At 55.4% G+C, this 24,672-nt stretch carries 17 protein-coding genes and 1 tRNA gene; 10 read left to right on the plus strand and 8 right to left on the minus strand.

Annotation, left to right across the window (positions count from 1 at the left end; all coding sequences use genetic code 11):
* Positions 1 to 94 precede the first annotated feature (94 nt).
* Positions 95 to 622 (minus strand): REP-associated tyrosine transposase, encoded by a 528-nt coding sequence (locus EV680_RS03910; protein ID WP_132953430.1) that lies wholly within the window; start codon positions 620 to 622, stop codon positions 95 to 97.
* Between the two features lie 356 nt (positions 623 to 978).
* Positions 979 to 2,103, minus strand: coding sequence for a methyltransferase (locus EV680_RS03915; protein ID WP_132953432.1), 1,125 nt, complete (start codon positions 2,101 to 2,103; stop codon positions 979 to 981).
* 270 nt (positions 2,104 to 2,373) lie between these two features.
* Here EV680_RS03915 and EV680_RS03920 point away from each other — a divergent pair, with 270 nt between their 5' ends.
* The gene (locus tag EV680_RS03920) at positions 2,374 to 4,164 is read left to right on the plus strand and encodes a 2-isopropylmalate synthase (protein ID WP_132953434.1); all 1,791 of its coding nucleotides are present in this window, start codon (positions 2,374 to 2,376) and stop codon (positions 4,162 to 4,164) included.
* Between the two features lie 377 nt (positions 4,165 to 4,541).
* Here EV680_RS03920 and EV680_RS03925 read toward each other — a convergent pair whose 3' ends face one another.
* Together EV680_RS03925 and edd are read right to left on the minus strand one after the other, a co-directional pair.
* Positions 4,542 to 5,159 carry a bifunctional 4-hydroxy-2-oxoglutarate aldolase/2-dehydro-3-deoxy-phosphogluconate aldolase gene (locus EV680_RS03925; protein ID WP_132953436.1) on the minus strand — a complete coding sequence of 206 codons (618 nt, stop codon included), beginning with the start codon at positions 5,157 to 5,159 and terminating at the stop codon, positions 4,542 to 4,544.
* Between the two features lie 78 nt (positions 5,160 to 5,237).
* Positions 5,238 to 7,073, minus strand: a complete 1,836-nt coding sequence (edd, locus tag EV680_RS03930) for a phosphogluconate dehydratase (RefSeq protein WP_132953438.1) — start codon at positions 7,071 to 7,073, stop codon at positions 5,238 to 5,240.
* Between the two features lie 418 nt (positions 7,074 to 7,491).
* Between edd and zwf the strand changes: the two genes are divergently transcribed.
* From zwf to EV680_RS03970, 8 genes are all read left to right on the plus strand, one after another.
* Entirely contained in the window at positions 7,492 to 8,949 is a 1,458-nt protein-coding gene (gene zwf, locus EV680_RS03935) for a glucose-6-phosphate dehydrogenase (RefSeq protein WP_132953440.1), read from the plus strand.
* 80 nt (positions 8,950 to 9,029) lie between these two features.
* Positions 9,030 to 9,731, plus strand: coding sequence for a 6-phosphogluconolactonase (gene pgl / locus EV680_RS03940; protein WP_132953442.1), 702 nt, complete (start codon positions 9,030 to 9,032; stop codon positions 9,729 to 9,731).
* A complete protein-coding gene (locus tag EV680_RS03945) occupies positions 9,712 to 10,782 on the plus strand; it encodes a glucokinase (protein WP_132953444.1) in 1,071 nt (356 codons plus the stop codon). Before pgl ends, EV680_RS03945 begins: the two co-directional genes overlap by 20 nt.
* A 218-nt stretch (positions 10,783 to 11,000) precedes the next feature.
* Positions 11,001 to 11,855 carry an SIS domain-containing protein gene (locus tag EV680_RS03950; protein WP_132953461.1) on the plus strand — a complete coding sequence of 285 codons (855 nt, stop codon included), beginning with the start codon at positions 11,001 to 11,003 and terminating at the stop codon, positions 11,853 to 11,855.
* Positions 11,855 to 13,516, plus strand: coding sequence for a glucose-6-phosphate isomerase (gene pgi, locus EV680_RS03955; RefSeq protein ID WP_132953446.1), 1,662 nt, complete (start codon positions 11,855 to 11,857; stop codon positions 13,514 to 13,516). The genes EV680_RS03950 and pgi overlap by 1 nt, the downstream gene beginning before the upstream one ends.
* Before the next feature lie 250 nt (positions 13,517 to 13,766).
* Positions 13,767 to 15,002 (plus strand): sugar MFS transporter, encoded by a 1,236-nt coding sequence (locus EV680_RS03960; protein WP_132953447.1) that lies wholly within the window; start codon positions 13,767 to 13,769, stop codon positions 15,000 to 15,002.
* A gap of 217 nt (positions 15,003 to 15,219) precedes the next feature.
* On the plus strand, positions 15,220 to 16,596 hold the full coding sequence (gene nhaC / locus EV680_RS03965; RefSeq protein WP_132953448.1) for a Na+/H+ antiporter NhaC: 1,377 nt from the start codon (positions 15,220 to 15,222) through the stop codon (positions 16,594 to 16,596).
* A 360-nt stretch (positions 16,597 to 16,956) separates the two neighbouring features.
* Positions 16,957 to 17,847, plus strand: a complete 891-nt coding sequence (locus tag EV680_RS03970) for an aldo/keto reductase (protein ID WP_132953449.1) — start codon at positions 16,957 to 16,959, stop codon at positions 17,845 to 17,847.
* 105 nt (positions 17,848 to 17,952) lie between these two features.
* Here EV680_RS03970 and hemH read toward each other — a convergent pair whose 3' ends face one another.
* The 4 genes from hemH to EV680_RS03990 form a co-directional block, all read right to left on the minus strand.
* Positions 17,953 to 18,966, minus strand: coding sequence for a ferrochelatase (gene hemH / locus EV680_RS03975; protein WP_132953450.1), 1,014 nt, complete (start codon positions 18,964 to 18,966; stop codon positions 17,953 to 17,955).
* A 307-nt stretch (positions 18,967 to 19,273) separates the two neighbouring features.
* Entirely contained in the window at positions 19,274 to 21,667 is a 2,394-nt protein-coding gene (locus EV680_RS03980) for a DNA translocase FtsK (protein WP_132953451.1), read from the minus strand.
* A 275-nt stretch (positions 21,668 to 21,942) separates the two neighbouring features.
* On the minus strand, positions 21,943 to 23,046 hold the full coding sequence (locus EV680_RS03985) for an anhydro-N-acetylmuramic acid kinase (RefSeq protein ID WP_132953462.1): 1,104 nt from the start codon (positions 23,044 to 23,046) through the stop codon (positions 21,943 to 21,945).
* 153 nt (positions 23,047 to 23,199) lie between these two features.
* Positions 23,200 to 24,024, minus strand: a complete 825-nt coding sequence (locus EV680_RS03990; protein WP_132953452.1) for a c-type cytochrome — start codon at positions 24,022 to 24,024, stop codon at positions 23,200 to 23,202.
* Positions 24,025 to 24,300: 276 nt separating this feature from the next.
* Here EV680_RS03990 and EV680_RS03995 point away from each other — a divergent pair.
* Positions 24,301 to 24,376, plus strand: a tRNA-Arg gene (locus EV680_RS03995).
* The last annotated feature ends 296 nt before the right edge of the window (positions 24,377 to 24,672 follow it).

Consider the following 24,672-nt stretch of genomic DNA (forward strand, 5'->3'; position numbering starts at 1 on the left):
CACCCTTAATCGCATGCGCACGATTACGCCGCTTTTGGGCGGTGTGCATACCTACGCTGTGGTTGTGGAACACCCTTAATTCGTATGCATGCAGTCACTCACCAAAATCGCCTTCTTCAATTATGCCGGCCCAATCTTGCGGATAAACGCCTTGCTCGACATAGCGGTGAAAAGTGGAATATGGCGAATCTTTCACTTGCTCAACCAAGCCGTGTTTCAGCGGATTGATATGCACATAATCGAAATGCCGTTGAAAATCTTCTTCATCGCGAATCAAATGTTCCCAATAATGACGTTGCCAAATGCCGCGTTCGCCTGCTTGCTGCCGGATGGGCGAGCGATATTCGGTTAAAGGCAGGCTGCGGCTGAAATGGCTTTTAATCAGCCGCCAGCGCGTGGAATAATTGCTGTCTCCTTGGGGTAAGCGCCAAATGCAATGCATATGGTTTGGCAACACCACCCAAGCCACAATCTCAAACGGATGGCTTGCCCGCACTTTTCGAACCGATTGCCTGAGCAATTCTATTTCACGCACCAATAAATCATTGTGCCTGCGCTGCAACAGGTTGACGGTGAAAAACCACATGCCGCCGGGGCGGTGCATACGTTTGTAATTCGGCATATTGCAAGATGTCGGATTTAATGTGTAAAGGTGATTATAAATGAAAATATATTTAAGCGCTGTAGGTGCGCACGCCGCGCTTTTTGCGGCGTAATCGTACGCATGAACTGCGGCCGTGCGCACTTACGATGTTGCGCATTACTTCGCGCGCAGCCGTCGTAGGTACGATTAGCTGTAGGTACGCACGCCGCCCAAAGGCGGCGTAATCGTACGTATGAAGCCTCACAACCTTCATAAAGCAAAGGCCATCTGAAACCTCAAAGCTTTCAGATGACCTGCTTGATTGCTACGGAACACGCTCAATCGCATGCGTACGATTACGGCCTGTTGCCGTGCGTACCTACGATGTGGCGGCATTATTTGGCGCGTAGGCGGTAAAGATAGGTGGTTTCCTGCGTGCGGGCGAAGGCTAAGGGGTCGGCGGTGTTGAGGGCTTTTTGGTGTTGCGGTTTGGTGTGCAGAATATCGATCACATTTAGTGAGGCCGTCTGAAAGCATTGGCTGAGAAATTCGGGCGCTCGCAGGTGCAGGTGCTCGGCTAAATCGGAAATGATCAGCCAGGCTTCGCCGCCGGGGTTGAGGTGGGCGGCGGCACCGTTGAGAAAGCCTTGCAGCATGGCGCTGCCGGGGTCGTAGAGGGCGGCTTCGATGGCGGATGTGGGTTTGGCCGGCAGCCACGGCGGGTTGCACACGATTAAATCGGCGCGCGCGGCGGGGAATAAATCCACCGCTTCGATTTGCACTTGTTTTTCCAGCCCCAGCCGTTGCAGATTGGCGCGGGCGCAGGTGATGGCGCGCGGGTTGGTGTCGGTGGCGGTGATGTGCGGCACGCCGCGACGACGGGCGAGCAGGGCGGCGAGCACGCCGCTGCCGGTGCCGATATCGAATGCGTGCTGGCAAGATTCGGGCAACGGCGCCTGCATCAATAAATCGAGATATTCGCCGCGCAAGGGGGAAAACACGCCGAAAGGCACGTGGATTTTGCCGCCGAGCGCGGGGATGTCCACGCCTTTTTTGTGCCATTCGTGCGCACCGATAAAGCCCAGCAATTGGTTGAGCGGCAGCAGAAAAGGCGTATCGTTGGCCTGCCCATACACATCGTTCAGCGCGGCACGCACATCGGGTGCGCGCGGCAAATCGAGCGTGAAGCCTGCACCGATTTCCACCGCCAGCATATTGAGCAACCGGCTTTGCTGCGCCTGCTGCATGCGGTGGCGGTGGAAAGCGGCTTGAATATCGGCATCGGCGGCGCGTGTGCTGTTTTTGTGCAAACGCTTTTTCATCGCTGCCAGCACTTGCTTGGCGTTGTGAAAATCGCCGCGCCACACGCTGGCAATGTGTTCGCGGGCGTTTTTCAGCACCGTATCGGCATTGGTTTCGTGCACAAACAGCGCTTGCTTGGGCGGCTTTTGCGTGCTTTCGTTGCGCCAGGGCAGCTCATCGTGGCGGCCGGTGGAAATCAAATCATATTTATCAAGCATAGCGGTTTGTCAAATATATTGGCAGCCGCCAGTTTACGCTATTTTCAGACGGCCTGTTTGATTGCTGCGGAACGCGCCCGAACGCATGCGTATGATTACGGCATGCGGCCGTGCGTACCTATGCAGCTCTAAAATAGACAATTTGTATATAAAATATCATAAAATATAAATTTGCAATCAAAATAAATAAAATTGTTGCCGTTTTGTCTGATTTAAGTATAATCAGGCTCATCAATCCGTTGGAAAACATTTTTTAGACAAAGGTGCATCATGCAACTGGACATCGACCGTTTAATCGCTTATTTCGGCGGCGTGAATGCGCTGGCCGAGGCGCTCAAGCAGCAAGACCCGCAGCATGCGGCCAGCACGGCGGCTATTTATAAATGGCGCACGCGCGGCTCGCTGCCGCTCAATCAGCTGCAAAAGCTGACGGCGCTGGCCGAAGCGCAAGGCCGGCCGCTGGATTTGAATGCTTTTATGCAGCAACAAACCACTCTGGAGAAACAAAACATGCCCAAAGATAATCGCGTTATCATATTCGACACCACGCTGCGCGACGGCGAGCAATCGCCCGGTGCCGCCATGACCAAAGAAGAAAAAATCCGCATTGCGCGCCAATTGGAAAAGCTGGGCGTGGATGTGATTGAAGCGGGCTTTGCTGCGGCCAGCCCGGGTGATTTCGAAGCAATCAACGAAATCGCCAAAACGCTTACCCGCGCCACTGTGTGCTCGCTCAGCCGCGCCATGGAGCGCGATATCCGCGCCGCCGGCGAAGCGGTGGCACCTGCCGCCAAGCGCCGCATCCACACTTTTATCGCCACCAGCCCCATCCATATGGAGCACAAGCTGAAAATGAAGCCCAAGCAGGTGATTGAATCGGCGGTGAAAGCGGTGAAAATCGCCAAGGAATACACCGATGATGTGGAATTTTCCTGCGAAGATGCGCTGCGCTCGGAAATCGGCTTTTTGGCTGAAATCTGCGGCGCGGTGATTGAAGCCGGCGCCACCACCATCAATATTCCCGACACCGTGGGCTATTCGGTGCCGCACCGCACCGAAGCCTTTTTCCGCGAGCTGATTGCGAAAACGCCGGGCGGCGACAAAGTGGTATGGTCGGCGCATTGCCACAACGATTTGGGCTTGGCTGTGGGCAACTCGCTGGCTGCCGTGCTCGGCGGCGCGCGCCAAGTGGAATGCACCATTAACGGTTTGGGCGAGCGCGCGGGCAATGCCAGCTTGGAAGAAATCGTGATGACGTTTAAAACCCGCCACGATGTGTTCGGCCTCGAAACCGGCGTGGACACCACCCAGATTGTGCCCACTTCCAAGCTCGTGTCTACCGTTACCGGCTATCCGGTGCAGCCCAATAAAGCCATTGTGGGCGCCAATGCATTTGCACACGAATCGGGCATTCACCAAGACGGTGTGCTCAAACACCGCGAAACTTATGAAATCATGTCGGCTGAGAGCGTGGGCTGGGCCGCCAACCGCTTGAGCTTGGGCAAGCTTTCCGGCCGCAATGCCTTTAAAACCAAGCTTGCCGATTTGGGCATCGAATTGGAGAGCGAAGAAGCGCTCAATGCCGCTTTTGCCCGCTTTAAAGAATTGGCCGACAAAAAACGCGAAATTTTCGATGAAGATTTGCACGCGCTGGTGTCGGATGAAATGGTGAATTTGTCGCAAGACAACTATAAATTCATCTCGCAAAAAATCAGCACCGAAACCGGTGAATTGCCGGCGGCTGAAGTGGTGTTCAGCGTGGGCGGCGTGGAGCACCGCGCTAGTGCCAACGGCTCGGGCCCGGTGGATGCGATTTTTAAAGCCATCGAGAGCGTGGCCGATAGCGGCGCCGTGTTGCAGATTTATTCGGTGAACGCCGTCACCGAGGGCACAGAGAGCCAGGGCGAAACCACCGTGCGCCTGGCGCGAGGCGGCCGCGTGGTGAACGGGCAGGGCGCAGATACCGATGTGTTGGTGGCCACTGCCAAAGCCTATCTTTCTGCTTTGAGCAAGCTGGAATTCGGCACCGAAAAATTGAAAGCGCAAGGAAGCGGGATTTAATTGTTGTTGCTGAATCAAAGGCCGTCTGAAATTTTTTCAGACGGCCTTTTTTCATGCGTATAGTGAAATGCAAGAAAAAGTGACACAAAACTATGCACTATAACGGAGTAGATTGGATTGATAAACCCAAGGTTTCAGACGGCTTGTGGATTTGTTGGGTTTACAACCCAACCTACCCGCTTTTTCAGACGGCCTTTTTTCATGCGCATAGTGAAATGCAAGAAAAAGTGACACGAAACTGTATTTTGCAACGGCGTAGATTGGATTGATAAACCCAAGGTTTCAGACGGATTGTGGATTTATTGGGTTTTCAACCCAACCTACCCGCAATATCAAAGGCCGTCTGAAATTTCAGACGGCCTTTGATATTGCGGTGTTTACAGCGCGGATGCTTCTTTGGCCAGCTTGGTGATGGCGGCCCAATCTTTGTTTTGCACGGCTTCTTTGGGGGTGAGCCATGAGCCGCCTACGCACAATACGTTGGGCAGGGCCAAGTATTCAGGCGCGGTTTCGAGGCTGATGCCGCCGGTGGGGCAGAAGCGCACGTCGGCAAAGGGGCCGTAGAGGGCTTTGAGCATGGCTTTGCCGCCCACCACTTCGGCGGGGAAAAGTTTCATGGTGTTAATGCCGTGCTCCAGCGCCAGCATCAGCTCGCCAGGAGTGGCAATGCCGGGAATCACGGCGATGCTGCTTTTTTCTGCGGCTTTGGCGAAATTGATGTTGAAGCCGGGGCTGATGGCAAAGACAGCGCCTGCATCGGTGACGGCTTTGAGTTGCTCGCCGTTGGTTACGGTGCCGGCGCCGACAATGGCATTGGGCACTTCTTTTTTGATTTGGCGGATGGCTTCGAGGCCGGCGGCGGTGCGCAAGGTGATTTCCAAGGTGGGAATGCCGCCTTCAACAAGGGCGTGCGCCAAATCTACGGCGGTTGAAAGATCGTCGATGGCGATAACGGGCACAACTTTGCCGGCGGTGAGGATTTCGCGTGGGGTCATGAGGTTCTCCAATGTAAAAAAATAATGCGGGTGGGTTTCAGACGGCCTGTTCATCATAAAAGGCCGTCTGAAAAAGGTTTAGGCAAAGTCGCCACCGAAGCTCATGGCACCGGTTTCGGCGCTGCTGCTGAGACTGCGGAAGCCGGCGAAAAGCTCGCGGCCGGTGCCGTGGGCGTTTTTGCGCAAATCGGCATGGGCGTGTTCGCGCGCCAGCCATTCGGCTTCGTTGATCAGCACGTCCAGCTCGCCTTTTTCGGCATCGAAGCGGATGAGGTCGCCGGTGCGGATTTTGCCGATGGCGCCGCCGAGCAGGGCTTCGGGGCTCATGTGGATGGCGGCGGGCACTTTGCCCGATGCGCCCGACATGCGCCCATCAGTGACCAGCGCCACTTTGAAGCCGCGGCTTTGCAGAATGCTCAGCTGCGGAGTGAGCTTGTGCAATTCGGGCATGCCGTTGGCACGCGGGCCTTGAAAACGCACCACGGCGATAAAGTCGCGCTCCAATTCGCCGCGGTCGAATGCGGCCAACACATCGCGTTGGTCGTCAAACACAATGGCCGGCGCTTCAATCACGCGGTGCTCGGGCGCGACGGCGGATACTTTGATGACGCTGCGGCCGATGTTGCCTTTCATCAGGCGCAGGCCGCCATCGGCAGAGAAAGGGTTGGCGGCGGTGCGGATTACGTTGTCGTCGCCGCTTTGGGCAGCCGCATCGCGCCATTCGAGCTTGCCCTCAATCATAAACGGCTCTTTGGTGTAGGGGCGCATGCCGTGGCCGACCACGGTGTCGACATCTTCGTGCATCAGGCCGGCATCAAGCAGCTCGCGAATCACGAAAGCGAGGCCGCCGGCTGCGGCGAAATGGTTGACGTCGGCTTTGCCGTTGGGATACACGCGGGTGAGCAGCGGAATGATGTCGGAAATTTCGTTGAAATCGTCCCAGTTTACGATAATGCCGGCGGCGCGGGCAAAGGCCACTACGTGCATGGTGTGGTTGGTGGAGCCGCCGGTGGCCATCAGGCCGACAATGGCGTTGACGATCGATTTTTCGCTAACCATTTCGCCCACCGGCAAAATGGTGTTGTGTCTGACGGCGGTGGCGATGTGGGCGGCGGCGGCGCGGGTGAGCGCTTCGCGCATGGGAGTGTTGGGGTTGACGAAGGCGGTGTTGGGCATGTGCAAGCCCATCATTTCCATCATCATTTGGTTGGAGTTGGCGGTGCCGTAGAAGGTGCAGGTGCCCGGGCTGTGGTAAGAGGCCATTTCGCTTTCAAGCAGCGCATCGCGGCCGACTTTGCCCTCGGCAAACAATTGGCGGGTTTTGGCTTTTTCATCATTGGAAATGCCGCTGGTCATCGGGCCTGCGGGCACGAAAATGGCGGGCAGGTGGCCGAAGCTCAACGCGCCGATCAATAAGCCGGGCACGATTTTGTCGCACACGCCCAAATAAAGGGCGGCATCAAACATTTGGTGCGAAAGCGCCACGGCGGTGCTCATGGCAATCACATCGCGCGAAAAGAGCGACAATTCCATGCCGGTGTAGCCTTGGGTGATGCCGTCGCACATGGCGGGCGTGCCGCCGGCAAATTGGGCGGTGGCGCCGTGTTTGAGGGCTTCTTCTTTAATCCAGGTGGGGAAAACCTGCAGCGGTTGGTGGGCGGATACCATGTCGTTATAAGCCGACACAATGCCCAGATTGGGGGTTTTCTCTTGCTGCAATTCGATTTTCACCGCGTGAGGCGCGGCGGCAAAAGCGTGTGCCAGATTGGTGCAGCCCAATTGGCTGCGCTCAAGGCGGCCGGCATGGTGGGCGGCGCGGATGCGATCCAAATAAGCGGCGCGGGTGGGGCGGCTGCGCTCGATAATGCGTTGGGTAACGGCAGCAAGGATGGGGTGGAGGGTGGGCGTGTTCATTATTGTGTGCCTTTCTGGCTGGATATCGTGAAAGGGCAGGCAGCCAAGGGGGCAGGCCGTCTGAATGGCTTTTTCTATGGGATGATTATAATACGGATGAATGTTAAATTGTAGTTAAATTACATAACGAAAGTTGAACCAAATCAAACTTTATTTTGTAGCTTTGTAACATAATAGGCGTGAAAGATGACGTTAGTTTTATCTAAGTCAAATAATTTTCGCGAAACCGCATAGACAAAAGTTGTAGTGGCGTGTAGGATTGCTACGACTTGCACAGGGCCTGTAGCGATAGGCGGGAATGTGTAAAACCGAATTTAAGTATCTGTAGTTTAATATAAAATCATAATGCCTAACAGATAAACACACAAAATTTTTATTACGATGGCGCAAGCCGTTCAGATTAGATGGAAGATGAAAAATGAGTAAACAAGCGAATTTTGATTTGGTGTTGTTTGGTGCAACCGGCGATTTGGCCATGCGCAAATTGCTGCCCTGCCTTTATCAGGCGCATGCCGCCGGCCTGCTCAACCCCGAAGGGCGTATTTTGGGCGTGAGCCGCAGCGATTTCACCACTGCGCAATTTCTGCAAAAAGTGGAAAGCGATTCCAAAATCCACATCAAAACCCATTTCAGCGATGAATTGTGGGCTTCTTTCATTGCCCGCATCCAATATTTAATGGTGGATGCCACCCGCCCCGAAACCTTCAAAGCCTTGGGCGAAGCCGTGGCCGAGCGCCCCGACACTGATAATGTGGTGGTGTATCTTTCCACCGCGCCGAAATTCTTCACGCCGATTTGCCAAAACCTGGCCGACATCGGCCTCAACAGCAGCAAAGTGCGCGTGGTGCTGGAAAAACCGCTGGGCACCGACCTGAAATCTTCGCAAGAAATCAATGCCGCCGTGGGCGCATTCTATCAAGAAGACCAAATCTACCGCATCGACCATTATCTGGGCAAAGAAGCGCTGCAAAACCTGCTGGCGCTGCGCTTTGCCAACGTGGTGTTTGAGCCTTTGTGGAACAACAAATATGTGAAAAGCGTGCAGCTGACCATTGCCGAAGAGCTGGGCGTGGAAGAGCGCGGCGAATTTTACGACATCACCGGCGCCTTGCGCGATATGGTGCAAAACCACTTGATGCAGATGCTGTGTATGACGGCTATGGAAGCGCCGGCGAGCCTCGATGCCGATGCCGTGCGCGATGAAAAACTCAAAGTGGTGAAATCGCTCAAGCCGCTCACTTCGGCTGATGTGGATGAAAATGTGGTGCGCGGCCAATATATTGCCGGCGAAAAAGAAGGCAAAGCCTTGGCAGGCTATTTGAATGAGCACCAAGTGCCCGCCGGCAGCCACACCGAAACCTATGTGGCGATTAAAGCCGAAATCGACAACGCGCGCTGGGCGGGTGTGCCTTTTTATCTGCGCACCGGCAAACGCATGGCCGGCAAAGTGGCCGAAATCGTGTTGAATTTCCGCGATTTGGACAGCCATATTTTCGAGGGCAGCCATGCCGCGCCCAACCGCTTGGTGATTGAATTGCAGCCCACCGAATCTATCCGCCTCTACACCCAAGTGAAAACCCCGGGCGCGGGCAATCATGTGGAAACGGCCGCGCTGAGCCTGGATTTGGGCAAAGCCGTTGCCGGCCGCCGCGCCGAAGCTTACGAGCGCCTGCTGCTGGATGTGATCAACGGCAAGCTGGCCTTGTTTAACCGCCGCGACGAATTGGAAGCCGCTTGGGAATGGGTGATGCCGATTATGGAAAATTGGGCGCAAAGCTCGACACCGCCGCATGGCTATGCCGCCCACAGCTGGGGCCCTGAAGCCGCCCGCGAACTGCTGGCGCGCAACGGCGATAAATGGCACGAAGCGCAATAAGGCTTTCAGACGGCCTTTGGCAATAAATAAAAGAAAAGGCCGTCTGAAAAAAAAGTAAAACCAACCACAAGGATTATGCCATGAGCACTCAATGGTATCCGCATGAAAACGCCGCCGCTTCAGCCGCCGCGCTGGCCGATGCCGTGGCTGAAACGCTGCAAGATGCGCTGGATAAAAAAGGGCAGGCCGTGTTGGCCGTGTCGGGCGGGCGCTCGCCGATTGCTTTTTTTGATGCGCTTTCGCAAAAAGATTTGGATTGGAAAAATATCGGCATCACGCTGGTGGACGAGCGCATCGTGCCCACCGATCACGCCGACAGCAACACCGGCCTAGTGCGCGAATATCTGTTGAAAAACAAAGCCGCCGCCGCGCATTGGATTCCGATGGTGGCTGATGGCGCTGGTGAGGCCGCGCTGGCCGACAGCGAAAAAGCGGTGGCTTTTGCGCTGCAACATTACCGGCAGCCCGATGCGCTGGTGCTGGGCATGGGCGGCGACGGCCACACCGCCTCGCTGTTTCCACAGGCACCGCAGCTCGATAAAGGCTTGGATCCGGCCTATGCCGAGCCGCTGCTGCACACTTCGCCCGTAACGGCGCCGCACGAGCGCATCAGCATGACGCTCGAGGCGGTGGCCGCCACGCCGGCGGTGTTTTTGGCCATACAGGGCGCGGAGAAAAAAGCCGTATATGAAGCGGCTGCCGCCCAAACCAGTAAAACCTATCCTTTAAGCTTTGTGCTTAACCATAAAAAGGTAACTTGCCATGTCTACTACGCAAACTAAAGAAACCGTTTCATGGCCGCGCTTGGTGGCCGATATCGGTGGCACCAATGCCCGCTTTGCGCTGGAAACCTCGCCGCAGCAAATCGAAAAAGTAGAAGTGCTGCCGTGCAACGATTACGACACCGTGGTAGACGCCATTCGCGAATACCTGAGCCGTGTCGGCAATCCGGCCATCAGCCATGCCTCTATCGCCATTGCCAACCCGATTTTGGGCGACTGGGTGCAGATGACCAACCACCACTGGGCCTTTTCGATTGAAACCACGCGCCAAGCGCTGCATTTGGAAAACCTAATTCTGCTCAACGACTTCACCGCGCAAGCCTTGGCGATTACCAAGATGCCGAAAGAAGAGCTGGTGCAGATCGGCGGCTTCAAAAAAGTGCCCGATGCGCCCAAAGCGGTGATCGGCCCGGGCACAGGTTTGGGCGTGAGCGGCCTGATTCCGAGCAAATCGGGCTGGGTGCCGCTGGCGGGTGAGGGCGGCCATGTGAGCTTCGCTCCGTTTGACGATGCCGAAATCATGATTTGGCAATATGCCAAGAAAAAATACGGCCATGTGTCGGCCGAGCGCTTTTTGAGCGGCGCCGGCTTGGTGCTGATTCACGAAGCTTTGGCCGCGCGTGAAGGGGTGAAGCGCCAAAAACTCACGCCCGCGGAAATCAGTGACCGCGCCCTGAGCGGCTCATCGCCGCTTTGCCGGCTCACGCTGGATATTTTCTGCGCCATGCTGGGCACGGTGTCGTCCAACCTCGCGCTTACGCTGGGCGCCAGCGGCGGCGTGTATTTGTGCGGCGGCATTATTCCGCGCTTTATCGATTACTTTAAAAATTCGCCGTTTCGCAACCGCTTTGAGAGCAAAGGCCGCTTCGATGCTTATCTGGCCGCGATTCCGGTGTATATCGTGTTGAGCAAATATCCGGGCATTTCCGGTGCTGCCGTGGCGCTGGCCAATCATTTGGGTGAGGTGGACGAAATATCGGCCGAGCCGGAAAAAGAAGCCGCTGCACCGGTGGCTGCCCAAAAAGCAGCAGCCGGCAACGAAAACGCATAAATGCGTTCAACATTACGCAAACAAACAATAACATCCGATAAATAGAGTAGAAACAGGCAGTATGGTTTTCAGACGGCCTATCCTCATCAAAAGGCCGTCTGAATACCCTTTCATAAACATGCCGGCAGGCTTGCTGTTTGAGCAGCGTGCTTATGAAAGGGTATAGAAGGCCATGAATCGTTGCCGGTTTGTTTAAAACACAGTCAGGAAACAAGATGATGTTAAGTAAAATCAGCGAAGCTTTAGCCAATTTGTCAGGCGCAGAGCGTAAAGTGGCCGAATGTGCGCTGGCCGAGCCCAAATGGTTTGTGCATGCGGCCGTGGCCGAAATTGCCGAGCATGCCTCGGTGAGCCAGCCTACAGTTATCCGCTTCTGCCGCAGCTTGGGCTATAAAGGCCTGCCCGAATTCAAGCTTTCTTTGTCGGCCAGCATCGGCCACGAAGGCATGCCTTATGTGCATGAAGAGCTCAATGCCGACGACGACATGGGCGGTGTGATGGAAAAAGTGCTCGGCAACACCGCCGCCTCGATTTTGGGCGCACGCCGCTCTTTGAAAGAAACCGATCTGGAAAACGCCATTGCCATGCTCTCGCATGCGCGGCGCATCGAATTTTACGGCGTGGGCAATTCCGGCATCGTGGCGCAAGATGCGCAGCACAAATTTTTCCGCTTCGGCATTTCCACCGTGGCTTATGTCGACACCCATATCCAGCTGATGGCCGCATCGGTGCTCAGCGATCAGGATGTGTTGGTGGTGATATCCAATTCAGGCTCATCGATTGAAGTGCTCGATGCGGTGAGCATTGCCAAAGAAAACGGCGCGGCGGTGATTGCCATCACCCGCGCCGATTCGCCGCTCTCGCAGCTGGCCGATTGCGTGCTCAGCGTGATGCCACAGGAAGACACCGAGCGCTACACGCCGATGGTAACGCGCCTGCTGCAATTGGTGGTGATCGATATTCTGGCCATCGGCCTAGCGCTGCGCCTGGGCGAAACAGCCAGCTTGCAGCTTGAAAAGAGCAAACGCAGCATACACACCAAACGTTTGGAACACGAGAAAGAAGATTCATAATGAAACACTTGCAAGAATTGCCCGCCTGGCGCGAATTGTGGCAGCATTTTGATGCCACCAAGTCTGACCATATGCGCGAATTGTTTGCCACCGACCCGGGGCGCGCCGAGCGCTATTGGCTGGAGGTGGGCGGCCTGAAAGTGGATTATTCCAAAAACCGCATCACCGATGAAACCTTGGCGCTTTTGATGAAGCTGGCACGCGAAGCCGGCCTGCCCGAGCGCATGAAGCAGATGTTTCGCGGTGAAAAAATCAACACCACCGAAAACCGCGCCGCGCTACATGTGGCGCTGCGCAACCGCACCAATGCGCCGATTTTGGTGGACGGCGAAGATGTGATGCCGCAGGTGAACCATGTGCTGCACCGCATGGGCGAATTCGCCCACGAAGTGCGCAGCGGCGATTGGCTGGGCTATACCAATCAAGTGATTACCGATGTGGTGAATATCGGCATCGGTGGCTCGGATCTGGGCCCTTTGATGATGTGCACCGCGCTCAAGCCTTTCGGCCATCCGCGCCTCAAAATGCATTTTGTGTCGAATATCGACGGCTCGCAGCTGCGCGACGTGCTGGAAAAAGTACATCCCGAAACCACGCTGTTTGTGGTGGCTTCAAAAACCTTCACCACACAGGAAACCCTCACCAATGCGCTCACCGCGCGCGAATGGTTTTTGAAACACGCCGACGATAAATCTGCCGTGGCCAAGCATTTTGTGGCGGTGTCCACCAATAAAAAAGCCGTGGCCGAATTCGGCATCGACACGGCCAATATGTTTGAATTTTGGGATTGGGTGGGCGGCCGCTACAGCTTGTGGTCGGCCATCGGCCTGCCGATTATGCTTTATTTGGGCGAAGAAAACTTTATCGAAATGCTCAACGGCGCCCATTTGATGGACCAGCATTTTATCAATGCACCGTTGGAAGAAAACCTGCCGGTGCTCTTGGCCATGATAGGCGTGTGGTATATCAATTATTACGGTGGCGGCAGCCATGTGATCGCCCCTTACGACCAACACTTGCACCGCCTGCCCAAATTTATCCAGCAGCTCGATATGGAGAGCAACGGCAAGCAGGTAACGCTCGACGGTGAAGCTGTGGCCTGCGAAACTGCGCCGATTATTTGGGGCGAAACCGGCATCAACGGCCAGCATGCTTTTTTCCAGCTACTGCACCAAGGCACGCACATCACCCCGATTGATTTGATTGCTTCGCTGGAAAAACGCAGCAATCTGCCCGGCCACCATGAAATTCTGCTGGCCAATGTGTTTGCCCAGGCCGAAGCCTTTATGCGCGGTAAAACGCCTGATGAAGTGCGCATCGAGCTGAAGGCGCAGGGCATGGATGAGGCGCACATCGAAGCTTTGGTGCCGCACAAAACCTTTTCCGGCAACCGCCCGAGCAATCTGATTTTGCTCAATAAAATTAATCCGCGCAATATGGGCAGCCTGATTGCGCTTTATGAACACAAAACCTTTGTGCAGGGTGTGATTTGGGGCATCAACAGCTTTGACCAATGGGGCGTGGAATTGGGCAAGCAATTGGCCAAAACCATTTTGGCCGAGCTCACCGGAGAAACGCCGGTGCAGCCGCACGACAGCTCCACCGAGCATTTAGTGCGTCTTTACCGCAACGCCAATTGCGATAAAGACGGCGCGTGCTGATTTTTTCCACGTTTATTTGAGCTGGGTCAAATAATGGAAAGGCCGTCTGAAAGCGTGATATCCAATATGCTTCAGACGGCCTTTAAGTAATTGATTGCGGTAATAAAATAACAGTATGAAAATTTCAAAAACGGCAGTATGATGCAGGTCTGATTTAACGTAAGTTAACTTCAAACACTCAACAATTGTAACAAAAGTAACAAAAGTAACAAAAGTAAGATTCTAACTAACCCAAATAAAGGCAATCAAAATGTCTACGCAATCACAAAATCAAAGCAACAACACCGCTTTGTCGGTGTTGACCGCGCTGTTTTTCATGATGGGTTTCATCACCTGCATGAATGACATCCTGATTCCCCACCTGAAAGCGATTTTCGACCTGACTTATTTTCAGGCCATGCTGATTCAGTTCTGCTTCTTTACCGCTTACGCCATCATGTCGATGCCGATGGGCAAGCTCGTGGAAAAGGTGGGCTATAAAAACGGCGTGATCGGCGGCTTTTTGCTCACCGCCGTGGGCTGTTTGCTGTTTTATCCGGCTGCCGGCAGCGCCTCTTACCCGACCTTTTTGGGCGCGCTGTTTATCTTGGCTTCAGGCGTAACCCTGCTGCAAGTGGCGGGCAACCCTTATGTAACGCTGCTGGCCAAGCCCGGCAAAGAATCGTCTACCCTCACTTTGGTGCAGGCCTTTAACTCTTTGGGCACCACCGTGGCACCGCTTTTGGGTTCGGCGCTGATTTTATCCGATGCCGCCACTCAAGCCACCGCCACCCAGGCCGAGCAAATCGCTTCGGTGCAGATTCCTTATTTGGGTTTGGCCGGTTTGCTGATTTTGCTGGCGCTGTTTGTGAAAATGATCAAGCTGCCCGATGCGCGCAAAATTGCCGAAGCTGAAACCGAACACAACCACGACGGCAAAACCAGCGTGTGGCAATACAAACATTTGGTGTTGGGCGCGGTGGGCATTTTCTGCTATGTGGGCGCGGAAGTGTCTATCGGCTCGCTGCTGGTGAGTGTGATGGAAGTAACCGCCGGCCTCGACCACGCCACCGGTGCCAAATTCTTAGCGCTCTACTGGGGCGGTGCCATGGTGGGTCGTTTCTTGGGCTCGGCCGTGATGAACAAAATCGCGCCGCACAAATACTTGGCCTTTAACGCCTTGATGGCCGTGGCGCTGATTACCATCGCGATTTTGGCCAACGGCGGTGCGGTGTCGATGTGGGCGCTGATTGCCATCGGTTTTTTCAACTCGATTATGTTCCCCACCATTTTCTCGCTGGCCACCAAAGGTTTGGGCAAATTCACCGGCATCGCATCCGGCGTGATCTGCACCGCGATTGTGGGTGGTGCGATTGTGCCGGTGGTGCAGGGCTTTTTCGCCGACCATATCGGCTTGCTGCTCTCGTTTGTGGTGTCGGCGGTGTGCTACCTCTACATCGTATTCTTTGCGGTGAAAGGCCATAAAGCCGACGAAGCTTCCGCATAAGCACTGTCAAACACACAGGCCGTCTGAATGTTCAGACGGCCTGTTTTACGTTACAATACGCAATTTAACGCTTGTAAAGCCGCTGTAATACCAATCCAAAAAAATAACCTAACTTCGTTGTCTCGCCTTGCCGTACTATCTGTACTGTCTGCGGCTCGCCGCCTTGTTAGCTTACTTTTTTGAATTGGTATAATATTTGGGCGGCTCGGAAAACCTTATGTTTAGTGAACGCCCTTTATTGGAAATGTCGCGCCCCGAAGCTTTTGCCGTGGCCGCCGTGCTCGTGGCTGCGATGGGCTACAGCATTATCTCGCTCGGCTGGCTGCCGCATATGGCCATACTCACCGCCATTGTGGTGCTGCTGGCCTACGGCCTGCTGCGCAAAGTGCGCTATGCCGGCATGCAGCAGCGCATGGCCGGCGCGGTGGCGCAGGGCATGGGTGCGCTTTATCTCTTTTTCTTTATCGGCCTTTTGGTGAGCGCGCTGATGATGAGCGGCGCCATTCCCACGTTGATGTATTACGGCTTCGGTTGGATTTCACCGGCTTATTTTTATTTGTCGGCCTTTATTTTGTGCTCGCTGATCGGCATTGCCATCGGCAGCAGCCTCACCACTTGCGCCACCATAGGCGTGGCTTTTATCGGCATGGGTGAGGCTTTCGGTGCCAATCTTGCGATGACGGCGGGCGCGGTGGTGTCGGGCGCGTTTTTCGGCGACAAAATGTCGCCGCTCTCCGACACCACCAGCATTGCCGCATCGGTGGTGGGCATCGATTTGTTTGAACACATTCGCAATATGGCCTACACCACCATTCCGGCATGGGTGATCACAGCGGGCTTGCTCTTATGGCTGCTGCCGGCGGTGGGCGCGGGCGATTTGGGCGGCACGGCGGTGTTTCGCGAGCAGCTCGCCGCCACAGGGCTGGTGCATGCTTATTCGCTGCTGCCTTTTGCCTTGCTGGTGCTGCTGGCCGTGCGCAAGGTGAATGCGATTGTGGCGATGATGGCCACCATTGCGCTGGCGTTGGCGCTCACTTTTCTGCACAGCCGCCCTGATTTGGCGCAGCTGGGCAGCTGGTTTTACGGCGGCTTCAAGCTTGATGGCAGCTTTGAAAACATCAGCCGGCTGGTGTCGCGCGGCGGCATCGAGAGCATGTTTTTCACCCAAACCATTGTGATTTTGGGGCTGAGCCTGGGCGGGCTTTTGTTTGCATTGGGCATTATTCCCAGCCTGCTGGAAGGCATGCGCCGTTTTCTCACCAATGCTGGCCGCGCCACATTTTCCGTGGCCGCCACGGCGGTGGGGGTGAATGTGTTGATCGGCGAGCAATATTTGAGCATTTTGCTCTCGGGCGAAACCTTCAAGCCCGTATATGACAAGCTCGGCCTGCACCCGCGCAACCTCTCGCGCACGCTGGAAGATGCCGGCACGGTGATTAACCCGCTGGTGCCTTGGAGCGTGTGCGGCGTGTTTATCAGCCAAGTGCTGGGCGTGCCGGTGTGGGATTATCTGCCTTATGCGTTTTTCTGCTATTTATGTTTGATTCTGACTTTGCTGTTTGGCTGGAGCGGGCTGACACTGAGCAAGAAGTAAACAGAAGGCCGTCTGAACATTCAGACGGCCTCACCTTTACAACATGCCGCTTAGCCTTCAAAATCATTCCGACCCGTTATACCAATCCAAAAAAATAACCTAACTTCGTTGTCTCGCCTTGCCGTACTATCTGTACTGTCGCAGGCTTCCGCCTTGTTAGCTTACTTTTTTAAATTGGTATTATTCCGACTCAGGTCGGAATCCATATTTTTGTATATAACAAAGTAATTCAAAATTAATTTTTTGAAATATTGCTCGTTCGTGTGAAAAACTTATAAAAATCGAAGGCCGTCTGAAAGGGTTCAGACGGCCTTTGGGTTATAATTCATAGGTGAATGAAAAAAACATGAAAGGCCGGTTATGTCTGGACAAGATTTGAATTTGGGTCGTTTGGTGCATGGCTATTGGCGTGCGCATGAGTGGGGTTTGAATGCCGAGGGTTATTTGGCGCTGATTCACGATGTGCTCTCGCTCGGCATCCGCACGTTCGACCATGCCGCCTGCTACGGTGGCTTTGCCAACGAAGAGGCATTCGGGCAGGCGCTGGCGCTGGAAAAAGGCCTGCGCGAGCAGATGACTATTGTGAGCAAATGCGGCATTGTGTTTCCCAATGCCCAATTGCCGGAAATGAAAAGCAAACATTACGACAACAGCCGCGCCCATATTGTTTGGTCGGCCGAGCGCTCGGTGGAAAAGCTGCAATGCGGCTATCTGGATTTGCTGCTGATACACCGCCCCTCGCCTTGCGCCCATCCCGAAGAAATCGCCGCTGCGTTTGATGATTTGCACCGCCGCGGCTTGGTGCGCCATTTTGGGGTGTCAAACTACAGCGCACAGAAATTCAGCATGCTGCAATCGTATGTCGACCAGCCGCTGGCCACCAATCAAATTGAGATTTCGCCGCTGCATTTGGCGCCTTTTGAAGACGGCAGCCTGGATTATCTTTTGGAAAAACGCGTGCAGCCGATGGCGTGGTCGCCCTTGGGCGGCGGGCGCTTGTTTGACAAGGCCGATTTGCAAAGCCGCCGTGTTGCCCAAGCCTTGTTGGCCGCCGGCGAGCGGCAGGGCGAAACCCGGCTCGACACGCTAGCCTATGCCTGGTTGCTGGCGCATCCGGCCAAAATCACGCCGATTGTCGGCTCCGGGCGTTTGGCGCGCATCCGCGATGCGGCAGATGCGCTTGCTGTGCGCTTTACCGAAGAAGAATGGATAGCCGTGTATGCGGCAGCACAAGGGCATGATGTGCCGTGATTTGAGGGTTTGATCAAAGAGGCCGTCTGAACATTCAGACGGCCTCTTTTGTGCAAGTGTGCTTTCGTTAAGCGACAGCAGCTTTATCGTTTCAAACGTGCATTTTCACAGCCAGCCGTGCAGATTTTCTTCCGCCAATGCCGCCAGCGCGTCAATCCAAGCCGGGTTGTCGTTGAGGCAGGGAATATAGTGAAACTGTTCGCCGCCGGCAGCGTGAAACTGCTCGCGCCCGGCGATGGCGATTTCTTCCATGGTTTCGAGGCAGTCGGCGGCAAAGCCGGGGCAGAATGCGTCTAGCGTGGTGGTGCCTTGTTTGGGCAGGCTGTCAAACAAATCCTGCGTTGAAGGCTCCACCCACTTGGCTTTGCCGAAACGGCTTTGAAACGACACCAGATAATCGGTTTCGGCCAGGTTCAAAGCGGCAGCCAAAAGTTTTGCCGTGTGGCGGCATTCTTCGGGATAGGGGTCGCCTTGGTCGTGGCCGGCCTGCGGGATGCCGTGAAAGCTCAGCATCAGCTTGCTGCTGCGGCCGTGCACCGCCCAATAGGCTTCGATGTGCTGCTTCATGGCTTTGATATAGCCCGCATCATCGTAAAAGCGGCTGATGGTGCGCACGCTCATTTGGTTGCGCTGCTGCTGCAACACGGCAAACACTTTATCGAGCGCGGCGGCGCTGCTGGAAGCGGCATATTGCGGGTAAAGCGGCAGCACCAATAAGCGGCCGACGCCTTGCGCTTTCAATTCGGCAAGGGTGCGCGGCACAGAGGGCTCGCCGTAAGTCATGGCGTGACGCACGATAATGTGTTCGGGCAGCTTTTGCGCCAATGCGGCGGCCTGGCGCTCGGTAAACACGGCCAGCGGCGAGCCTTCGGGCAGCCACACTTTTTCATAGCCGTGGGCGCTTTTTTTCGGCCGCAAGGTGAGCACGGGGCCCTGCAAAATCGGCTGCCACAGCCATTGCGGCAATTCCACCACGCGCGCATCGGAAAGAAATTCGCGCAGATAAGGGCGCACGGCGGCGGCGGTGGGCGCGGCCGGTGTGCCGAGATTGAGCAGCAGCACGGCGGTGCGCTGTTGTTGCGAAAAAGGCAGAGCCGGTTCGGGCAGAAAACGGGGCATGTTTGTCCTTGTGGAAAAGCGGTTCAGACGGCATATCGCGGCAAGTTGCGCTTTTTGGAGCCTGTTTGCAATCTTTTTTGTAGCAGATTTTCAACGCAGCCCGTAGGTCGGATTCTTGAATCCGACACTTGTTCGTAGAACAAGGCACTCGTATCGGTTTGGCCGGTGGCTAAATGTCGGATTCAAGAATCCGGCCTGCACGGATGGCGCTGTCGAACTGCTTTTATTTTGTAAGCTTATTTTTTTGAATGGGCATTCGTGGCATGAATCAGGCCGTCTGAAAAGTTTTCAGACGGCCTTTAAATGTTTACAAATTGTCTTTTTGCGCCAGAATGCGGCGGCTGCCACCCACATCGGCAGGCGACACTACGCCGGCATCTTCCAGCGCCTGCATCAGGTTGGCGGCACGGTTGTAGCCCACGCGCAATTGCCGCTGCAGCGAAGAGATGGAGGTTTTGCGCGATTCGAGCACAAAAGCCACGGCCTGGTCGAATAATTCGTCGCTGTCGGCATTGGGGTTGACGGTGTTGGTGGTTTCCAGCGCCGCTTCGCCGCTGAGCAAGCCCTCGATATAGTTGGTGGGTGCCTGGCGCTTGATGTGGGCCACAATTTGATGCACTTCGTCATCCGATACAAAAGCGCCCTGCAAGCGGGTGGGCTCGGCGTTGCCCGGTTGCAGAAAGAGCGAATCGCCGTATTTGAGCAATTCGTCGGCGCCCATTTGGTCGAGAATGGTGCGGCTGTCGATTTTGCTTTGCACGGTAAAAGCCATGCGGGTGGGAATATTGGCTTTAATCAAGCCGGTAACCACGTCCACGCTCGGGCGCTGGGTGGCTACAATCATGTGGATGCCGGCGGCGCGCGCTTTTTGCGCCAGACGGGCGATTTGCTGCTCCACCGATTTGCGCTCGGTCATCATCAGGTCGGCCAATTCATCAATCACCAGCACAATCATCGGCAGCGTTTCGAGCGGCTCGGGCGCATCGGGGTTGAGGCTGAAGGGGTTGAGCAAGGGCTTGCCGGCGGCTTTGGCCTGCTTCACTTTTTGGTTGAAGCCCTCGATATTGCGCACGCCCACATGCGAGAGCAGGCGGTAGCGTTTTTCCATTTCGGCCACGCACCAATTGAGCGCCTGGCCGGCTTCGCGCATATCGGTAACCACGGGGCAGAGCAAGTGCGGAATGCCGTCGTAAATGCTCAATTCGAGCATTTTCGGGTCGATCATGATAAAGCGCACTTCTTCGGGCGTGGCCTTGAAAAGCATAGACATAATCATGCCGTTTACGCCCACCGATTTGCCCGAGCCGGTCATGCCGGCCACCAAAAGGTGCGGCATTTTGGCCAAATCGCCCACCACCGGCACACCGGCGATGTCTTTGCCCAGCGCCACGGTGAGCTTGGATTTGGCTTCGGTAAACACATTAGCCGCTAAAATTTCGCTCAGCATCACATCTTGGCGGCGCGCGTTGGGCAATTCGATGCCCATGGTGTTTTTGCCGGCAATGGTTTCCACCACGCGCACGGCCTGCAACGACATCGAGCGCGCCAAATCTTTGGCCAGCCCCACAATCTGGCTGCCTTTCACGCCTTGCGCCGGCTCGATTTCAAAGCGGGTGATCACAGGGCCTGCGGTGGCCGACACCACTTGCACGCCGATGCCGAATTCGGCCAGCTTGGCTTCGATGCGCTCGGCGGTTTGCTGCAACACATCGGGGTTGACCACGGGCGCTTCGCCTTGCGGCTGACGCAGCAGTGCCAATGAAGGTTTGCTGTATTCGCCTGTGGGCAAGGGCTCGGCGGCTTGGCCTTTTTCGTCAAACAAAGCCGGCTGCACCGGTGCGCTCGGCGGCGCCACTGACACGGCCACTGCTTTGCGGTTGCTGCTGGTGCCGTCGATTTTTTCCACCGGCTCGGCGGTGATGTTTTTTGCTTCGCGCACCATGCGGCGGGTGGTTTTGGCATCGGGCAGCTCTTTGATGTATTTGTGCTCTTTGCGGATAAGCTTCAGCCACAGCCATTCAATTTTTCCACCGGCTTTTTCGAGAATGTCCAACCATGAAGCCTGCACCAGCAGCGATAAAGCCAAAAGCATAATCACCAGAATAATCAGCAGGCTGCCCGAAGTGCCCAACAGCCAGCTCATGCCTTGTGCGGCAAACGAGCCTATCATGCCGCCCGCGCCCACCGGCAGCGCTTCGGCAAGCTGGGTTTTAAAGGCAAACACTTCCAGAATCGGGCTGCAGATTAAGAGCACCAGCAGGCCGATGGCGGCTATGGTGGTGTTGTAAGTTTTTTGCTCGTCGTTGTGCAGCGGGCGGAAGTTTTTATACAAAAACACGCAGGCGGCAATCACCCACCACCACACCGATAAGCCGAAAAGATAATAACCCACATCGGCCAGATAAGCGCCGAAAAGGCCGCCGAGGTTGCGCACCGCCTCATCTGAAGCGGCCACGCTGCGCGACCAGGCCGGATCGGTCATGGTGAAGCTCGCCAGCGAGAGCGCCACAAAAATCGCTGCGGCCAGCGCCAAGAGCCATAGCGTGTCGTTGATGAGGTTGACTACATGCGAAGGGCGCGGCGCTTTGCCTTCGTTTTTCACCACGCCTTTGGGCTTGCGCGGCGGTTTGTCGGCTGCGGCTTTGGCATTTATCGGTTTGCTGTTGGTGCGGGTGCTGCGCTGGGGGGACTTGTTGGCCATAGTATTCGGAATCGGGCGGCCGTCTGAAAAGCACGGTCACAGAGGATAAAGCGGTGTGACAACCTATGCGGCGCATGGTTGCACGCGGGAATCAAGCATTCGTTTAAAAATAGTCTGGCTGCATTAATGTAACCGTGCCTGCGGCCACCTTTGCGACTTATTTTTGAACGTGCTGTCAAACCGGCAAATTATACAATATTGCGCTGCATTTAGGGGAAAAGGCCGTCTGAAAGCAAAGCGTTTCAGACGGCCTTATGGTTTGGCAGGCAAGAGGCTCAAGCGTAATGGCCGGCGCCCAAGATGCAGGGTTTGTGTGCGCCGGTGGCGTGGTGGGTGCCGGCGGGGATGCGGTTTATCCAGCAGGCGGCAAGCCAGCCGAAGGCGGCGGCTTCCACCCATTGCGGGTCGAGCTGCAGTTCGGCGGTGCTGTGTAAAGCGGCTTGTTGCGGCGCAAGCAGGGTGCTCAGGCGCGCCATCAGCGCCTGATTGCGGATACCGCCGCCGCACACATACACTTGCCGCGCGGCAGGCGCACTGCTGTCGATGGCTTGCGCAATGCTCTGTGCGCTGTATTCAAGCAGGGTACGCAACACGTCGTGGGCGTTTTCAGCGCCGTTTAAATGGGTGTGCAGCCATGCGAGCGAAAACAGCTCACGGCCGGTGCTTTTCGGGTGGGGCAACGCAAAATAAGGGTGGGCGAGCAAGGCGGCGAGCAAGTCGGGCAACACGCGCCCTTGGGCGGCTTTGGCGCCATCGGCATCATAAGGCTGCTGCCACACATGTTGCACCCAGGCATCCATCAGCATATTGCCGGGGCCGGTGTCGAAGCCGAAAGCAGGTGCATCGTCCGGCAGCACGCTGATGTTGGCAATGCCGCCGATGTTGAGCACCACGCGGGTTTCGTGCGGGCTGTGAAAAAGCGCTTCGTGAAACGCCGGCACCAAAGGCGCACCCTGGCCGCCGGCGGCCAAATCGCGGCTGCGGAAATCGCCGATGGTGAAAATGCCGCTCAATTCGGCCAAGCGCGCCCAATCAGCCAGCTGAATGCTGTAGCCCGCTTCGGGCGCATGGCGCACGGTTTGGCCGTGGCAGCCGATGGCGGTAATGTCGGCAGGCGTTAAGCCTTGCTGTGCGAGCAAATCGGCCGTTACGCCGGCATAAAGGTTGCTTAATTGTTGCGAGAGCAGCATGCTGCGATGCAATTCGTTGTTGCCGCAGTTTTGCAAATTGAGCAAGTCGGCTTTCAACGTGTGGCCATAGGGCGCAAACGCATGCGCCTCAGCAGCGAGCCAGCGCGTGCCCTGCATGCGGATCAGCACGGCATCTGCGCCATCCATGCTGGTGCCGGACATGATGCCGATATAGAGTTGGGTGTTCATCATAAATTGTTCAGGCCGTCTGAAAATGAAAGGGGATTATAAAGGCAAAGCAGCCATAGAATAACGAGAATAACGCAAACTATCGGGCAGGCCGTCTGAAACAAAAAAAGCGCATCATCACAATGCGCTTTTTTGTTTCAGACGGCCTGCGGTTTATTTCAGGTTGCCGCCGGATTGGTTGGCCATATACACCACAGCCGCTTCGATTTCGGCATCGGTGAGGTTGGCATTGCCGCCTTTGGGGGGCATCACGCCGCCATCCGGGCCGGTGTAGCCTTCAATAGCGTGTTTCACCAAGGTGGCTTTGCCTTGTTTTAGGCGTGTAGTCCAATCGGCGTTGTGGGTGATTTTCGGTGAAAACGGAATGGCGGAATCGGCAGAGTGGCAAGCCATGCACAAACCTTCAAACACTTTTTTGCCATCGGCGCTGCCGGCGGCCACCGGCGCGGCGGCGGCATCGGCGCCCGAAGCATCTGATGCGGCGGCATCGGCTGCGCCCACGGCAGGCGCTTCAAAGTTGCCGCCCGATTGGTTGGTCATATACACAATGGCGCGCTTGAGCTCATCATCGGTCAAGTCGGCTGCGCCGCCTTTGGCCGGCATGGCGTTAAAGCCGTTGAGGGCGTGGTTGAACAAGGTGTCGAAGCCTTGTGCAATGCGCGGCGCCCATTCGCCGTTGTGGGTGACTTTGGGTGAATTGGGCACCACGCTGTCGGCCGCGTGGCATTGGATACAGATTTTGTTGAAAATCTGCTCGCCTGTGCGCTGGCCCACCGGGGTGCCGTCGCCCATGGTAACGTTGCCCACCGGCATAATGCGTGTTTCGGTGGCAGATTGGGTGCTTTGCTCAACATCGCTGTAATAGCCGCTGGTGGCCAGCTTAACCAGGAAAAACAACACTGCAAGCAGAATAACGATACCACCCAAAAGGGTAGTCAGAGCAGAACCTCGGGCATTCTTGTTGTTAAGGTGATTCATTTGGTTGGCCTCGCCGTTTGGTGGTTGTGACGAAAATAATTGTTGTAGATGAATTGTTTGTTAAATTGTATTAACAATAATTTGCTGGATTATACTGAATTCGCGGTGGCTTTCCAATCTTTAAAACTTAGTTTAGCTCAAAATAAGGTGGATTTTTTTTCGAAAGGCCGTCTGAAGCCTTTTTTTGCACCTTTAAAATATTCTGGCGGTGTGTGTTTGCCACAAATATTTTGCGCGGCGGCCGCTTTGTGCGATAATTGCGCTTCTTTGAAATCCGCACCCATAGCTCAGTTGGAAGAGCGTCAGTTTCCGAAGCTGGAGGCCACAGGTTCGATCCCTGTTGGGTGCGCCAAATTTTATTATGCGGGCAGCCGGTGGTTTACACGGGCTGCCCGTTTTGCATGGCTGCAACATGCCAAAGCACGCAGGCAGGCCGCTGCAAGGGCTGCGCCGAATCGGCCGTTAATCTGTGTATGAAAAAAATTGTGTTAAACAATGCAAGTTTTTATCTTGCCGACCCGCGCGGTTTCGGTTAAGGTGTGGTTTCCTTTTTCATAAACTCTCAAGTGCCTGAATGAATTGACTGGGCAGCTTGGTTGTCGCCGGATTGCGGCAGTGCGCGTACCCTAAACCGCTGCCTGCCTCAAT

The organism is Uruburuella suis (assembly GCF_004341385.1).
GTDB lineage: Bacteria > Pseudomonadota > Gammaproteobacteria > Burkholderiales > Neisseriaceae > Neisseria > Neisseria suis.